Origin of the sequence: Lactococcus muris (assembly GCF_042849115.1) — a bacterium.
GTDB lineage: Bacteria > Bacillota > Bacilli > Lactobacillales > Streptococcaceae > Lactococcus > Lactococcus muris.
On record NZ_BAAFQO010000001.1, the window covers coordinates 55,109 to 71,668 of the forward strand.

Annotated in this window: 14 protein-coding genes; 1 reads left to right on the plus strand and 13 read right to left on the minus strand. The window is 39.1% G+C overall.

Annotated elements, in window-relative coordinates:
- Positions 1-58: 58 nt before the first annotated feature.
- The 4 genes from ACGHCK_RS00230 to ACGHCK_RS00245 form a co-directional block, all read right to left on the minus strand.
- Positions 59-1,195 carry a DUF916 and DUF3324 domain-containing protein gene (locus ACGHCK_RS00230; protein ID WP_251421328.1) on the minus strand — a complete coding sequence of 379 codons (1,137 nt, stop codon included), beginning with the start codon at positions 1,193-1,195 and terminating at the stop codon, positions 59-61.
- Between the two features lie 196 nt (positions 1,196-1,391).
- Positions 1,392-2,120 carry a WxL domain-containing protein gene (locus tag ACGHCK_RS00235; RefSeq protein WP_251421331.1) on the minus strand — a complete coding sequence of 243 codons (729 nt, stop codon included), beginning with the start codon at positions 2,118-2,120 and terminating at the stop codon, positions 1,392-1,394.
- Between the two features lie 27 nt (positions 2,121-2,147).
- The gene (locus tag ACGHCK_RS00240; protein WP_251421335.1) at positions 2,148-2,960 is read right to left on the minus strand and encodes a WxL domain-containing protein; all 813 of its coding nucleotides are present in this window, start codon (positions 2,958-2,960) and stop codon (positions 2,148-2,150) included.
- A 3-nt stretch (positions 2,961-2,963) separates the two neighbouring features.
- Positions 2,964-3,785: a WxL domain-containing protein gene (locus ACGHCK_RS00245; RefSeq protein ID WP_202230928.1), complete on the minus strand. Its 822-nt coding sequence runs from the start codon at positions 3,783-3,785 to the stop codon at positions 2,964-2,966.
- Between the two features lie 611 nt (positions 3,786-4,396).
- On the opposite strand from ACGHCK_RS00245, the gene ACGHCK_RS00250 reads away from it, so the two are divergent.
- Complete coding sequence (locus tag ACGHCK_RS00250; protein WP_394304420.1) at positions 4,397-5,188, plus strand: class A sortase; 792 nt, start codon at positions 4,397-4,399, stop codon at positions 5,186-5,188.
- A 157-nt stretch (positions 5,189-5,345) separates the two neighbouring features.
- On the opposite strand, the gene ACGHCK_RS00255 is transcribed toward ACGHCK_RS00250, so the two are convergent.
- The 9 genes from ACGHCK_RS00255 to ACGHCK_RS00295 all read right to left on the minus strand — a co-directional run bounded on the left by ACGHCK_RS00255 (position 5,346) and on the right by ACGHCK_RS00295 (position 16,437).
- Positions 5,346-5,774, minus strand: coding sequence for a hypothetical protein (locus ACGHCK_RS00255; protein ID WP_251421341.1), 429 nt, complete (start codon positions 5,772-5,774; stop codon positions 5,346-5,348).
- 22 nt (positions 5,775-5,796) lie between these two features.
- Positions 5,797-6,573, minus strand: coding sequence for a WxL domain-containing protein (locus ACGHCK_RS00260; protein ID WP_251421343.1), 777 nt, complete (start codon positions 6,571-6,573; stop codon positions 5,797-5,799).
- A gap of 39 nt (positions 6,574-6,612) precedes the next feature.
- On the minus strand, positions 6,613-6,930 hold the full coding sequence (locus ACGHCK_RS00265) for a hypothetical protein (protein ID WP_251421346.1): 318 nt from the start codon (positions 6,928-6,930) through the stop codon (positions 6,613-6,615).
- Positions 6,931-7,066: 136 nt separating this feature from the next.
- Positions 7,067-8,518, minus strand: coding sequence for a helix-turn-helix domain-containing protein (locus ACGHCK_RS00270; RefSeq protein WP_202230931.1), 1,452 nt, complete (start codon positions 8,516-8,518; stop codon positions 7,067-7,069).
- 197 nt (positions 8,519-8,715) lie between these two features.
- Positions 8,716-10,053, minus strand: a complete 1,338-nt coding sequence (gene nox / locus ACGHCK_RS00275) for a H2O-forming NADH oxidase (RefSeq protein ID WP_251421349.1) — start codon at positions 10,051-10,053, stop codon at positions 8,716-8,718.
- Between the two features lie 606 nt (positions 10,054-10,659).
- Entirely contained in the window at positions 10,660-12,660 is a 2,001-nt protein-coding gene (tkt, locus tag ACGHCK_RS00280) for a transketolase (RefSeq protein ID WP_251421352.1), read from the minus strand.
- A gap of 129 nt (positions 12,661-12,789) precedes the next feature.
- On the minus strand, positions 12,790-14,157 hold the full coding sequence (locus ACGHCK_RS00285) for a PTS ascorbate transporter subunit IIC (protein WP_202230934.1): 1,368 nt from the start codon (positions 14,155-14,157) through the stop codon (positions 12,790-12,792).
- A gap of 50 nt (positions 14,158-14,207) precedes the next feature.
- Positions 14,208-14,507 (minus strand): PTS sugar transporter subunit IIB, encoded by a 300-nt coding sequence (locus ACGHCK_RS00290; RefSeq protein WP_251421355.1) that lies wholly within the window; start codon positions 14,505-14,507, stop codon positions 14,208-14,210.
- 1 nt (position 14,508) lies between these two features.
- Positions 14,509-16,437: a BglG family transcription antiterminator gene (locus tag ACGHCK_RS00295; protein WP_271328192.1), complete on the minus strand. Its 1,929-nt coding sequence runs from the start codon at positions 16,435-16,437 to the stop codon at positions 14,509-14,511.
- Between the last annotated feature and the right edge of the window lie 123 nt (positions 16,438-16,560).

Here is a 16,560-nt window from a genome sequence, read left to right on the forward strand (position 1 = left end):
ATCCTTAGTGTCTAAAATACAGCAAGTTCAGCTAATAAGTAAAACAGTGATTGCTTCCTTAATTTTCGATATCTTTTTCATTCAATCTTTTCTCAAGTTCAGCTATACGTGCTGTTTTCTCATCCTCCTCTTGGTCTTTTTTGCGACGTTTCCAAAGGATAAAGAAGAAGATAAGAATGAGGAACAAGAAGATGAGAACAATGATTAACCACTTAATCCAAGAACTGTCTTGCTTTATGGTGACATCTTTCGCATTAAGCTCCCGCGCTTTGTCCGCTGTAATTTCGAAATCTTGTACGAATGTCCATTCATATTTGTATCTTGTTTCATTGCCTTTTTCATCTTTGACCACATAGCTTCCATTTTCATCTTTTTGCCCGTGCACAACCATCTTCATTTGATATTTACCCGGTTGTAACTTCTCTCCATTCAATGACAAAGGGTAATCAAAGTTGGAGTTGGGAGCCATCTGCATCATCTCTTTGCTTGACTTATATTCCAGCTTAGGGTTGTCAATACCTTTGACAGTTGCTGAAAGTTGCATCTGATTCAGATAGCCCATACTTGGATTTTGTAAGTTGGCATTAATCACATTTCGATAATTGACTTGACCTGCTGAAACTTTTGTGAGTTTGAGATCCGGAGCCACTTTTTCATTTGATTGACTCAGCAAAAGGGCAATAACATAGGCATATTCATTTTGGATACTGATTCCTTTTGTATCTGCTGTCTTTTTTGAACCTTGCTTTTCTTTATAAGTAAGTCCTCCGGCCATATAACCTTTGAATGCCGAATCAGGCATTTTGACAGTAATCTTTACAGTTTTTGTACTTTTTGGCTCTAGGACTATTTCTTCATCAAGTTTCACATAGTCCTTCATATTATATTTTAAAGAAGCATCAGGTTTTATACTGTTCGGGGAGTATTCCACTACACCATTCAAATTTGTTGTTGCACTGGCTAGTCCTTGCTCAACAGTAACTGATTTATCTGTTGAGTTACTCAGCTCAACTGTAAGCGTCTGTGTTTGACTGGGATTCATTAAGAGGTCAAAATACGAAGCTTTACTTGCTTGATTGTCAGGAAGTATGGCCTTGACACTAAAGTTAAATTGGTTGGCAAAGGCTGGATTTACAAAGATAAACATCCCTGCTAGAGCCAATATAAGAGTGACCCACTTTTTTAAGTTTTTCATTTTTTGTTTAACCTCGATAATAATCTGCGAAATACAAATAGTAATTTTATAAATAATGACTTATTTTCTTCTCTCTTTATTCCACAAGAGAGAGGAAAATATAATTTGCTGAAAAATTTAGAGTGATGTAATCTTTTTAAGGAAGGAGTCTCAGCTTAAACTTTTCAGCTGTAACAATCTTCCGAAAGCTCAAACGCTAGTTCGCAGGAGTATCTGTTAGTGCCCATGTAACCGTAGATTTATAAGTCGTAGCTAACTTTGTCGTTTTACCCGGAACAAACAAGGATACTGATGAACCTTTACTTGTGTCATCTCCCCATACGAGCAAGTTTGTCCCTGCACCTTTACCAGAACTTGCACCAAGTATCGTACCTGACGAAGCTCCCGGCGTTAAAGTTACTGAAGAAACGGACTTATTTGCAGGTGCATCAGAGATGGAAACAAGACGACCATTTGCAAGTGTTAATTGAGCACCAGTCAAAGTTGAGCCTGTCCCTGCTGCACCCGTTGTAAATTCTGTCGCTTGGACAGAAAGAGACCAGCCTGCAAATGTCCCACGATTATCCGTCACTTGAACCCAGTTTGGACGAGTTGAACCATCGGAAATTGGATTTGCGGCAGCATTGTATGTTCTATCTGCTGAAGTGATTTCTTGGCTGCCAAAGTCAAAGCTGGAAGCATAGTCAATAGATAGAGGTCCATCCGTACCAGGATTGGGGCCGTTTGGATCGGTAGGATCAACGGGTTTAACTGGCTTTGTAGGATCAGTGGGATCGACAGGATCCGTTGGTTTAGTTGAAGGGGTGTAAGCCACTTCTCCTTTTGAATTATAAACAGCTTCATCGGCAGCAAAGACTGTCGATACTCCAGCAGATGAAGCAAGTAAAGTCAGTAATGCGAAAGAAAGAATTTTTTTCGTTTTCAATATTTATTTTTCCTTATTTTTATCTCTCTAACTGTTCTGAGGAAGTTCAGACAGTATCCATTTTAGTTGTGTTGTATAGAAGGTTGAATCTTTAAATGTTTTTCCGGGGACGAAAAGTTGAACATCTGTGTTAAAACTTTCTTTTACCCATTGTCCCTCTTTATTAAGTGTCCTTTGCTCTACGAGTCTGCTTCCCCAACGTATCATCCAAGTTCCGGCGCCTGCACCCTTATCTGCTGCTGCCACAAGAGTTTCTTTCCCGGGGACAAGATCAATCACTTCTTGAGGTTTTGGCGCTGTATCCGTATTTTCTGACACTGCTTCTGGTTTTTTCAAGGAGAGCATTGCTCCTTTCAAATCGGGATATTTTGCTTCTGGTTTTCCTTGATGAAACTGAGTCACCTCTAAGACTTTCAGCGTCCAGCCCCCCAGTGTTCCTCGGTTGTCTGTCACTTGGACATAATTAGGTGTTTCGAGTGTTGAAGCATGATATTTTTGCGCTTTGGCATAATAGATTTTATCCTGAGCCGAGATAGCATTAACTCCAAAGTCAAAAGAGGAGGCATAATCTATTGATAAAGGACCTGCTGTTCCCGGAGCAGGAGTAACTCCTCCCGGCCAGACTGGAGAAACAGGAACTCCTGGATGCTCTGGACCTGGGCTAATCGGCGGGGTTATCTTGCTTCCTGCAAGAAAATTAATTTGTCCCAATGCTGGATGGTCTTCAGAGTCAGCTTTGCTCTTCTCTGAAACGCTCGTGAAAATCATAAAAACTAGAAGTAAAGCTACACTGTACACAGATTTTTTCTCATTCCACCTGCCTTTCGTTAACCAGCACATCCTCTAATTTCCTGGTGTATCTGAAAGTTTCCAGATCAGGGTTGTTGTGTAAGCTGCTGCCTTTTTAGCAGTACTTCCCGGAACAGTGAGGGTAATTGGAGATTGAGCCGCTACAGCATCCTGAGAGCGTGCACTCGAATCGTAATCTGCTGTAGCACCTAGAGCGTATGTCCAAGTTCCCATCCCTTCATTTGCTTTGGCTGACATCAGAACTTGATCAGAGGTATTTAAGGAAAATGTTGCTGAATTAACATTAGAAGGTTTTGCAGGAGTTACTGTACCGTTTGTTACACCCTTGCTGAACTTGAGGTCGGCGCCAGTCAAGTATGTTCCAAGAGGTGCAGCTGTTTCGGGTGTGCTTGTGATGTCCGTTCCCTTTTCTCTAAATTGTCCGTCTGTTGCCACAGAAAGGGTCCATCCTGCAAAGTTTCCACGTACATCAGTCACTTGTGCATAGTTTGGCACAATGCCAGAAACCGCACCATTTCCATCAAGTATTTTTTGACCATGAGCATAGTATGTTTCACTTTTCGCGCTGATTTTTTGCTTACCAAAAGCTAAACTAGAAGCAAAGTCTAAACTCAATCCCTTTGTTACTTCAACAGGTGGTTTTACTGGATCCGTTGGGTCTGGATTTTCTGGTGTTACTGGTTTCTCAGGATCTGTTGGATCCACGGGTTTGGTTCCCGTATCTCCTGTTACGAACTTCACGTCCCCTGAAGTATCATAGTTCGCGTTTGCAGCAAAAACTGGGGGTGCAATAAGTGGGCCAACCAGCATCAAGGCTGCAAGCGCTGCTGCTGATTTGATATAAATTTTATTCATAAGTTTATGGTATTCCTTTGGTTCTTTGTAATTTGTGACAGCCATGAATTTGAGTAATGTTCACTGTCAAGGGGGTATTTGTTCGCCTCCTAAACTGGAGGTCACTAGATAAAGCAAGATATTTTAATCTCCTACAATTTGAAATAAATCTTTCAAGCTGTTCTTTTGGAATGCTGTTCAAGTATTACTCATTTCCTGATTATTTGAAGTCCGCTTTTCGACCAAGTCCGCACGTTTTTGCATTTTATAATATCTACTGTTCACTTGGGATTCAGTCATTATGGGCTCAAAGATAGTCATGAAAGTAATAAAAACTTTTTTACATTCCCTCTCCAATTCTTTTAAGGTTTTATTAAAATGAGGTAATAAAGTTAGACGTCAATCACTTTAAACCACAAATCTATTTAAGCATACCCTTCATTCTCTAGTCAATCTTATTTTGAGATTTTCATTTTTTATTATTTTTTTCAAAAAAAATTTTAAAAAAAATACGCTTGAAAGCCAATAATAGCGCTGCTCTATTTCTTCCAAGCTGAAAATACACCCTCTTGCTTTACTCGATATTGATTTCAGAAAAAAAGGAATTATTTACAAAATTTTTTCATTTTGTTATGATTGAAAAAATAAGAAATGGACTAAAAATGAAGAAAAAGCGCCTAAAAATCCTGATTACTTTACTCACTCTTTCAATGCTCGGAGTTCTCTCCATTCCCTTTTCAAAATATTTTGGACTAGCAAGCCATTCCCAACTGATAAAAAAACCAGATATAACAAATACTTTGCCTGAGAGAATTGCGGAGCCTGAGCTTATTGAAGCTCCTAATCTGAGGGATGTGGTAAAATCCTACAGCAATAAAGATAAAACTGCTGTTGGGCAGGTAATCATTCCCAGTGCTTCTGTCAACCAACCAATTTTTATAGGTTTGACAAAGGAAAATATGGCTCGTGGTATTGTAAGTCTCTTTCCCAAACGCCAGCCGGATCAACAAAGCTTAACGCTCATTGGGCATCATGTTCAGTATGACTCTAGTCTTCTCTTTGGTGGTGTCCAGTCCTTAAAAAAGCATGCGGATGTTTATGTGCGTTATTTTGATGAGTATTACAGTTATAAAGTTGAGTCCAATCGCATCATCAAAGAAACAGACCTCGCTGCTCTTGAAGATAAGGGGCCTAATTATCTGCTTCTTATTACTTGCAATAGCGCGACAACTACTCCCTACCGTGTTCTTGTCACTGCTAAAAAAGTAGCCACTCCATCTAAAAAAGCTCACGCTTCTTTTACTCATCAGAAAGAGATTATTCAAAAAGCGCATAGCAAAACCTATTGGATAAAATTTCTACTGCCACTATTTTTTGCTATCTTTTTGTCAGGAATATTTTTAATATATATTTGGAAATTTTAAACAGGCTACTGAAAATGACAATAGCTCGTGAAAACAAAAAATGAAACCCCAATCCTGTGGTTTCATTTTGATAGACTCTCGATAAGCCGAATTTTTTAAACTCCCTCTTCACGATGGGTTTATTTTTTGTTTAAGCTCATACAAATGCTTTATACGTCTATTTTTCTCCGAAGAGTAATCTCCCTGACATGCTAGAGAGGACTCTTCCAGTGTTGGTTGACTGCAAAGCTTCTCCATCCAACATGCGCACTTTTTTCGAATTTTGAAGGGAGACAGCAGTGTCTGGTGCAAAGAAATACTTGGCCTTCTTTTTCTTTTTATTTTCCTTTTCACGTTTTTCTTTTTTTATTGGTTCAGACGACTTAGAAGGACATTTTTTTGTTTTCTCTGTTCTTGGTTCTTGAGGAGCAGGTATCGTTTCTGGATCCTCGGGCCTTACTGTCGTATCTGGCGAAATGGGGTTCAGAACTTCAGCAGCCTCAGCAGATGTTTGAGATGTTAGCTCTGTCGAACTAAAAGATAATAAGATCAGACCACAAACAAGCCAAGAAGCCATCTTCGCTGTTTTTATATTTATTTTTTTCATCAAAGATCGTCCTTTTCGCAATTTATTGGTTGTCTGGAAGCTCACTGAGTATCCAAGTTAATTTTGTACGATAATCAGCGGGGGCTTTAGGCGTAATTCCGGGAACATACAAGCTAACAGAGGAGGTAAAGTATTTTTCAAGCTTTTCTTTACCAGCGAATAGCTCCTTTTTGAACAAATCTTCTTTTCCTCCCCAGCGAATAATCCATGTCCCAGCTCCCTCACCTCTTTCTGCTTGAGCAATCATTGTTTCCACTCTTGGTGTCAGATTAATAACCTCATAGGGCTTGGGATGTTTTGAATCGCCATTCGTTACTGCTGTTGATTTTAGAAAAGACAGAGAAGCCCCTTTCAACTCCTCATACTTTGACGATTTCCTTGTTTTAAACTGTTTTTCTTCATAAACTTTTAAAGTCCAGCCCTTAAGTGTCCCTCTATTGTCCGTTATTTGAATAAAATTTGGTGTCACAAGCGAGGAATTATAGTAACGTTGAGCTTGGGCAAAATAAACTTGATTTTTATTCGAAATTTCATTCATCCCAAAATCAAAACTGCTTGCAAAATCAATAGAAAGATTACCCCCGGTACCTTTATTCGGCTTGGTATCATCTGGGTTAATCGGTTCAGCAGGAACATCTGGATTTTCTGGATTTACGGGTGGCGAGACTGCATCAGATGGGGTATAGGTAAGTTCAGCATTTCCTCTGTAAGCTCTAGTTTTGTCGTCGGCTGCTCCTATTAGGACGAACTGTAAGGAAAGAAAAAGCCACAGTGAAAAAATTATCATTTTTATATACATCTTCCCTCCTCTACTTGGATTGATTTTGAGTTGTTACTTTTAGAAAATTGTCTGTTCTTCCTTCAAAGTTTTCATCAAGAACATCGCCAACAAAAAAGGCAAGAGAGCAAAAACTATAAATTTTGCATTTGAGCCATCACCTGCATCTGGTATCTTTTCACTTTTTGCCATCCCTGCTTCCCTTTTTTCTGCAGATGACAGGGTATTCTCCTTATCTTTTGGAGGATGATATTCTCCATAAAATCCTGTTTGCCCATATCCTTCATAAGAGGCAGCTGTTACAGAAAAATTCATAAAACTAAATGGTATTAAAATTAATAAAAGCAGAACCCATAAATTTTTCCTTATTTTCTTCATGCAGCCTTCCTCCGAAATATGTCATTGTATTCACTAATTCTAACATTTCACATGAAAGAAATCATTTTTATTTTTTGTTCAAAAATAAAAATAAAACAAAAAATCGAAAAAATGAATTTACGATTTTTTAACAATATTAAGAGTCTAGGCTGTCTTTCTTTATCCTCACCACGCTGTTTCCAAAAAATTCCCAGTCATAAGAGGTGGGAGGAGAAGCCCAAATGATTTGCTCTGCCTCAACGTCTAGGGAGGGCAAGTTGGACAAATAAATATCAATGTTTTCTCTGTCCCCTCCAATACTTGCTTCAATATTTAAAAAACCCAAAGATTTTATATTTCTCAAAATATACTGGTTATAAGATACTCCATAGGAGAAATCAACACATATTTTGACCGTTTTCCGCGTTTTGTGAACAGAGGTATAGCAGAGCAACAAAAACATATATTCACGCGCAAGTGCCTCATGTTTTTCTTGAAATAAATCGCCATCTTCGGAAGACATCATCTTTTGATTAACGAAGTTATAGCAAAAGATTTCTATTTCTTCATAATTTTCTCCCATAAATTTAAAATCATTGAGACTAGAAGAATCAAAGTTTGCTCTTAAGGAAATGAGTAATCTCAAGTGAATATTATTTAATTCTCTTTGAGTTTCGGCTTTTTCAAACTCAGATTCATGCTCCCCAAATTTTTCACTGAAAGTTTCTGTAAATTCCCTTGTCAGTTGAAGAACCTTCTCTGGCATCTTAAAACTACACTCTTCCGTTATACCCTCACTTGAAAGAAAGTAGAGCAGCTCATGAGCTTCTTCTAATATTTCATGATCTGCCCCCTTGAGAAACTCTTTTAGAAGTTCTTGGATAGGTGCAATAAAAGGACTATTTCCTTTCATAAAAGCTTCAGCTTTTGTTTTATTTCCAAGATAATTTCTCGTATAAATGACAAAGAGACGATACGATAGTTTCGTTTTATCTGTTAAGGTAAGGTCCTGAGTAAAAAGTCCGTTTATTTTTTCTAAACCCGCTATCATCAGACTAAGATTTGCGGCAACATCACTCGAAAAAATCTTGTAGAAGTCACCATAAAGGGAGAGATAAAAGTTATAAACAAACTCTCTAATCATCCATTCTTCACCTGAAAACCTCATGTTTTTATCAATGGAAATCCCATACTCTACTGTCAAGTCAGAAAACTTTTTTACAAGCTTATAGGTTGATGATTTGGATAAAAAAACTATTTCTTCCAAATCCGCAATTTTGTTGACTTCCTCTGTAAATATAGCTCTTACAAGCGATTGCATCTGAGACCTTTGCACATAGTGATTCAAAAGAATCATTATGTTCCCTTGAGTCTTCCTTTCATAACGCACATAACTTTTCTTGGTCTGCAAATCGATGAGATAATAGCGCTCTAACTTCCAGGTCTTAATTTCTGCCTTTATTTCTGATAGCAGTTTTTTCACTTGATAGTTATTAATCTTAACTTCTTCCATCAACTCATCAAAAAGAATTGTAGAAAGATGGTGATTTTCAAGATAATAGAGTATCTTCAGTTTTTTTAAATCATCTTCGTCTAAATATTTTAACAAGCAACACTTCCTCCAACTCTCTTTTTTATTTATCTAATATTACACTATATTGAATAAATGTCAAATAGCCTAACAGAAAAAGAGGCGTGCCGCAATTTTTTTAATTTTCTATCCGATTGTTTATAGATTACAGCTTAAAATTTGAGTCTAACAAAAAAATCGTAAAGAAAATTCTTCACGATTTTTTATATGAGCAATTACTTTGCGTTCAAAGCAGCAACAGTCATGTAATTATACGGACTATTGAAATGCGGTAAAAAGAAAAGGTCAAGCAGCGCAAGTTCATCAATTGTTTTCTGTTCCTGAATTGCTAAACTAAACATGTTGATATTTCCGGCGATAATCTCGCTATAGCTGGCCATTTGAGCCCCCACGATACGACGACTTTCTTTTTCATAAACAATACGAATCTTGACTGTATCATTGTCTTCATGCAAGAACCAAGCCTTTTGCTTATCCTCAAAGTCCGTGTAGCTCACATCTAGTCCAAATCTCTCCGCCGCCTTAACTGAAAATCCTGTTGAAGTCATGTTATAGCCAAAAATAGAGATACCATTAGAACCCTGAACACCTGCTGATTCCAGAGATGTTCCCCCGATATTATGACCTGCGACAATCCCTGAGCGGACAGCATTTGAAGCGAGTGCGATGTAGGTAAAGTTCTGTAAAGCATTTGAATAAATACTTGCTACATCTCCTACAGCGTAGACATCTGGATCACTCGTTTGTTGATGCTTGTCTACTTTAATCGCTCCGTTTCTTAATGTTTCAAGTTGATCACTTGCCAGAGCACTGTTTGCTGTAAAGCCGATACAGTTGATTACCATATCAACGTCATAGCTGTCCTTATTGGTCACAATCTGTGAAACACGACCATTTGTGCCCTTAAATTCTTGGGCAATCTCCCCAAAGTGTAATTCAATCCCCTGTTTTGAAAGATTTTCATCCATTCCTTTGGCAAAGTCTTCATCGTAATACGAAGCAAGAGAGGTAGCCTCTGCATCAAATAATAATACTTCCTTACCGCGGCGTTTTGCGGCTTCAGCAATCTCTGTCCCAATATATCCTGCGCCAATAACAGCAATACGTTTCACGCTCTCTTTAGCAAATTCTTCATCAACTGCTTGCCCTTCTTGGAAAAGTTTAAGAAAATGAATCCCTTCTAACTCGTTGCCTAAAATTTTAGGAATAATTGGTCTTGAACCCATGGCAAGAATGAGCTTATCATAATCTCCCACCAAAGTTTCGCCAGTTTTTGCTGTCGCGTGTACTTGCTTCTTCTGAAAATCAATAGTGGAAACTTCTGTTTCAGTAAGAACCGTCGCGCCTTTTGCTTCAAAATCTTCTGGACGAGCATAAAATAACTCGTGGGGTTGGTCAATCTGACGCCCTACCCAAAGCGCAGTACCACACCCAAGGTAGCTCATATTGCTGTTGCGGTCAATCATGACAATTTCATGGCCTGGGTACTTATCTAATAATGTATTTGCAGCAGCAATACCAGCGTGATTTGTGCCTATGATAACGATTTTCATATTGAAAAATCTCCCTTTTACTTTAGTTATATTACGTATATTTCATTTACATAACTATATTATCACATATATTTCTATACATCAAACAATACATCCTGTTCACTATAGCAAAATAGGACTTTTCACCTGCTCATCGTCTATAATCAGACTTGGAGTTACAGCTCTAAGATAAGTACTCTAAGGGAAGCAACTTTTATCAGCACTTATCAGTTGCTCACTTTACCCTGTCTTTATTTCGTTCATTGATTTTCCTCTGTTATTTGGGAACAAAATAGTTAATGCTTCTGCCTTTCTCTCAAAAAAGGCATCCTTTTATCCTTAAATGTTTCTCCTGATTTCTTAAAGAAAACCATAAAATATGTGTTGTTTCTTACAAAGAAAAAAAGCCTCCCAAACGGAGAGGCTTTGTTAGGCAACTTTCGCTGTGTCAGAGTGGTTCACACACACTGACAAGTTCTCATGCTTCCTGCACGAACAACTTAATGCTCCAGAACTCCTGTGCTTCAATAATCTACCAAAGTAGAACATCGACTCATCGCATGAAACTATTATAACATAATATGCTCCCCTGAGGGCAACAAAAATTTTTCACGATATTGCCTGAGATTAACAACAGCCTTTAGGACAATTGTCTTTCATTTCTTTATATGTTTTTACAACATTTTCTACTGTAAAGCCATATTCTGGCAAAATAACATTTGCAGGTGCTGAAGCGCCCCATTTGTCTACTGTTACAGTAGCTCCAGCTAAACCGATGTATTTGGCCCAGCCGAAGCTTGTACCTGCTTCGACAGCCAAGCGGCAGCATACATTTTTCGGAAGAAGTTCTTCTTTGTACTCTTCAGATTGTTCATCAAAGATATTCATTGACGGCATAGAAACGACACGGACACCTTTTCCGAGTTCTTTCTTCGCTTCAAGTGCAAGTGCAACTTCTGAACCTGTCGCAATGATAATCCCTTCAAGTTCACCTTCTTCTTTAGAGAGAATGTAGGCACCACGGTTTAAGCCTTCTTCAGCCAACTGTGCTGTTCCTTCAAGTACTGGCAAGTTTTGACGTGTCAAAACAAGTGCAGTTGGGCGTTTTTTACTTGAAACTGCACGGCGCCATGCTGCAACAACTTCGTTGCCATCTGCAGGACGAATCGTGTCCAAGTTTGGCATAGCACGCACTGAGGCCAACTGCTCAACGGGTTCATGTGTTGGCCCATCTTCACCAACAGCGATAGAATCATGCGTCCAAACGTATGTGACTGGCAATTCTTGCAAGGCAGCCATACGTACTGCTGGAAGCATATAGTTACTAAAGACGAAGAATGTACCGCCATAAACACGTGTACCCCCATGAAGGGCAATGCCGTTCATAATGGCTCCCATGGCAAACTCACGAACACCAAACCAGATGTTACGACCTGCGTAGTTATCTGGCATGAAGTCTGTATCATTTTTCGCCATTGTATTGTTGGAGGCTGACAAGTCAGCTGAGCCCCCCCAAAGGTTAGGCATTTGTGCTGAAAGCTCTTGGATAGCTTCTTGTGATGTGACACGTGAGGCTTTGCTTGACCCCACTTCGTGTTTGCTTAAATCAAGTTCCGGCGTCTCATTTTCAAATGCTTTGGCATATTGTTCCGCAAGTTCTGGATATTTTTCAGCATAAGCTTTAAAGGTATCGTTCCAGACTTGTTCCAGTGCTTCGCCACGTGCATTGAGTGTTTGACGGAAACGTTCAGTGACTGCCTCAGGTACAGTGAATTCTGGGTAATCCCAGCCGTAAGCCTTCTTAGCAAATTCGATGCCTTCTGCTCCAAGCGGTGCACCGTGTACTGCTGAAGTTCCTTGTTTTTCAGCACCATAACCAATTATCGTTTTCACTTCAATAATTGTTGGTTTCCCTGTTTCTGCTTTTGCTTGCTCTACTGCTGCTGCGATTTCGGTCAAGTCATTGCCATCCTTAACCAAAATATGTTGCCAGCCATAGCTTTCAAAACGCATTTTAATGTCGTCAATAAATGATTTGTCCAAATCACCATCAAGCGAGATATTGTTTGAATCGTAGAAAAGAATAAGTTTTCCAAGTTTCAGTTTCCCAGCCAGTGAAGCTGCTTCTTGTGAGACCCCTTCCATAAGGTCACCATCCCCATTGAGGGCGTAAGTATAATGGTCCACGATATCAAAACCAGGCTTGTTATAGGTTGCTGCCAAATGCGCTTCAGCCATCGCCATACCAACCGCATTAGCAATACCTTGTCCCAAAGGACCTGTGGTAGCTTCTACACCGTCTGTCCAGTCAACTTCTGGGTGACCAGGAGTTTTTGATTGCCACTGGCGGAAGTTTTTCAAATCATCCATGGATACTTTATAGCCTGCTAAGTGTAAAAGGCTGTAGAGCATTGCTGAACCGTGACCCGCGGAAAGAACAAAACGGTCACGGTTAGACCACTTACGTCCTGTTTGTGGGTTCACATTCAAGAATTTGCTCCAAAGTACATAAGCCATTGGCGCTGCCCCCATGGGTAAACCTGGATGTCCAGAATTTGCCCTTTGGATAGCATCCATTGACAATGTACGGATTGAATTTACAGCCAACTGATCAGTGTAGTCGAACATACTTATCTCCATTTAATCTTTTAGTCATACATCTTATTATAACATAATTGAAAACGTTTTTTATTTTCGCCTTATTAAAAAATCAGATTTCCCCAATGGAAACTGATTTTTGTGCGCATCTACAAGTGTTTAAGCTTTTGATTTATCACGGGCATTTAAAACTGCACTAAGGATTAAAACAACAGCCAAGAAACCGAGAATGAGTGTAGCAATAGCTACAGTTCCCATCTCTCCAACACGGCCAATAATAATACCTGGAATCAGATAGTCCGTATCGGCAAAGGTCGCTGATGCCCCAGCTCCAAAGGCGCCCAATGATGGAATGATGAACAGTGGAAGCCATGATAAGAGTAAGCCATTGGCAAATGATCCAATCACTGCGCCACGGCGCCCACCATAGGCATTACCAAAAATTGCGGCTGCTGCACCGCAGAAGAAATGTCCAACAACACCTGGAATAATAACTGTTGTTCCCATGACAAGCATAGCAGCCATTGACAAGCACCCTGTAATAAATGAAACAAAGAATCCAATCAATACAGCATTAGGTGCGTAAGGAAAGACGATAGGAACATCCAAAGCAGGCTTTGAGTTAGGAACTAACTTTTGCGCAATCCCTTGGAAGGCTGGAACTATTTCTGCCAAAATCATACGTACCCCTTGGAGGACTACAACGAAACCTGCTGCAAAAGTTCCTGCTTGAACTAATGAAAAGATTACAAAGTTTGTGCCACCAGAGAGCTCACCCTCAACATATGCTGGCCCTGCAGCAATTGCGAGAAGAATGTAAACTACGGCCATCAACAAGGAAATCGATACTGTTGAGTCACGTAAAAATCCAAGTGATTTAGGAATGTTAAGTTTTTCTGTTGATTTTTCAGGATCTGGATTACCCAGTGTTTTCCCTAACCAACCAGCAAGAGCATAACCAATATTTCCTGTATGCCCCATGGCAACATTGTCTGTTCCCGTAATTTTACGCATGAAAGGCTGACAGAGCGCTGGGGTAACAGTCAAGAGTGTTCCTTCAAAGATACCCCCAAGAAGGATTGTTTGCCAGCTTTGCCCCATTCCTGCTGAAACAAGAATAACCGCTGCCATACAGGAAACATAGAGCATAGCCTGACCTGTTAAGAAGATGTACTTAAATCTTGTAAAACGCGCCAACAAGATATTGACAATCATTCCAACAAGCATGATCAAAGCTGTTGGTGTCCCATACTCAACCAGAGCTAGAGCAACGACACCCTCGTTTGTTGGGACAATCCCTTTAACATTAAAGGCATGTTGAAACATGTCCGCAAAGGGTGCAAGAGCACCAACTAAAATCCCAGCACCACCGACCAAAACTAAGAATCCAGCAAAAGTTTTAACAGAACCTTGAATAACAGCTGTAGCTGGTTTCTTTTGTAAAATAAGGCCGAGCATCGCGATTAGTCCAACAAGAAGTGCGGGAGTTGTCGCAACAGAGACAATAAAGTTTAAAACTCCATTCATTTTTTTGTTCTCCTAAATTTATTTTTTACTAATTTTTATTACAGGTCTTCTCAGCTATGAGAAATTCCTCTTTCGTCCAAGACCTTAACCAAAGCTTCACGTGCTGCATCGCGATCAATAATTGAAGATAGGGGCACGATTTTTTCTTCCGGAATATTCGGTAATGCTGTTGTTAAAGTTGACTCTACAAAGAAATAATCAGCTGCATCAGGCGTTGCAGAGCCTACATCCATGTGATCGAGCTCAAATTCATTGGCATCTAATCCCATCTCTTGTAAAAGTGCTTGGAGGTTCATTTGTACCATAAAGCTTGTTCCTAGTCCTGATTGACATACGCATGCGATTTTCATATTATTCTCCTTCTTTCTCTGAAAAAATTTGTTCTAATTCTGCTACCGTTTCTGCCGTTAGCATTTTATTGAGTTCTTCTTTATTTGACAAAATTTGCGTCAAGGTCGATAAAGCCTTAAGGTGTGTTTCGTTATCAATGGCCGCAAGAACGATAAATATTTTTATTTCATGTTTGGGATCGTCTTGCAAATACACGGGTTTATCACATTTTAACAGAGACATGCCCAGCTTATTGACGCCATCTTCTGGACGCGCATGTGGCAGCGCAATTCCCATCCCTAAGTCAATATAAGGTCCAAATTCATCTACACGATTGATAATGGCTGAAATGTAAGACTCCTCGATTTCTCCTTGACGAAGCAAGGGCTGTGCAGCAAGCGTAATCGCGGATTTCCAGTCTAATTCTTCATCTGTAAAATGGATTTTTTCTTGAGTTAATAAATCTGAAAGCATTACCCCTAATGCCTCACTTTCTGTCTTTTTATTGTTTAACTTGCGGTCTATAATCCGCGTTAACTGTTTTTTAGTTGCATTACTTTTAATGTCAACATAAGGCTCAATAGCACGCAAGATAGCTTGAGCACTCGGTTTATAAAAACCTGGAAGATTAAAATCTTGTGAAATTTGATTGTAAAGTCTTGTTTCTTCCTCAATATCTGGAAATGCAGACATGACATACAATTTCTTGTCTGTCATAACAGGTACTGTGGAAAAGATAATATCATAGGAATGCGCAGGAATATTGTCTAAGTCAGAGCTGGCTGTGCTGAGAAGAAAAGTCATATTAGGAAACATGTTTTCTAAACGTTTACGCATGATTAAGCTTGAGCTCACTCCATTGACACATAAGACAATGGCACGGAGATTTTGCGCGTGCTTCTTCTTATAAATTTCTCCACCAAAGAGAATGACAAAGTAAGCGCGCTCATCTTCTGAAATTTTGCCACAGACTTCATGTAGAGGTGCTAAGGCAAGCGCCATTAATTCAAAGAGTGAAGCATACTCTGCTTTTATTTTAGGCAAAAGTACATTGTCTATCTCATAATGATATTTCAAGCGAAAATATGCTGGTACAAGATGCGCACGTAAAGCTGCAAAGGTCTTTGTAAAGTCTTCGAACTCTACAGCTGCGAGTTTCATGACATTTTCCATGATTTCAAAACCGATACGATAGAGAAAATCAAAACCAGATTTGTCAAAATTTCCATCGCTCATACCAATAACAAGTGCTTCAACTTCTTGGATATTTTGTTTAAGACTTCCAAGACGCGCTTGAAGCAGAGCAAGAAAAATTAACATTGAAACATAACGACTGTGTACAACTTCAACTTTCAGTTCCCTGATTAAACGATTTGTTTCTTGCCCCACCTCGTAAATAAAGAACTTATTTTCTTGATTAAGATATTTTGATAAAACATAGTAATCTTTATCATCATGGAGCTCTTGTAGAAAGCGCCAAGCTATTTGTCGAAGTTCAAGCTCCTCACCTTTCAGATAAAAGCCTGACTTTCGAGAATATTCTAGACTAACCGTTCCCTTGTTTAGTTGTTGTCGTAGCTTTTTAATGTCAGATAAAACTGTGTTGCGGCTTACATTGAGCAGACTCTGAAAGTTACTTGTGGACAGTGCGGAAAGTTTGGAGAAGACAAGCAGATAAATCAAACATTGTCTTTTAGACTCGCTTAAAGTAAGAGCATATTCGTCTATATTAAATCGGACAGCTTCAAAATTTTCCAACCGCTCTGGAAGTGCCAAGACATCGTCTCTAAATTCCAATGGTCTTTGTTTTTGATCTTGCAACGCACGATTCAACTCACTAAGTTGCCTGTGAAATTCCTGACTCTTAAGGCCTGTAAGTTCAAGAATTTTTTCCAGTTTCCAAAAACGTCTTTCTGAAAACAATAGGATATCTAAGTTATAACTAAGCATCTTTTTTCCTCACATCTAAATTATAACGCACTTTAAGTGCATAAAATGACAACTTCAGCACAAAATAAGAAAACGTTTTCTTTATAGATTGGACTCTTCTATAAAAAATGACGTTTTCCTCTA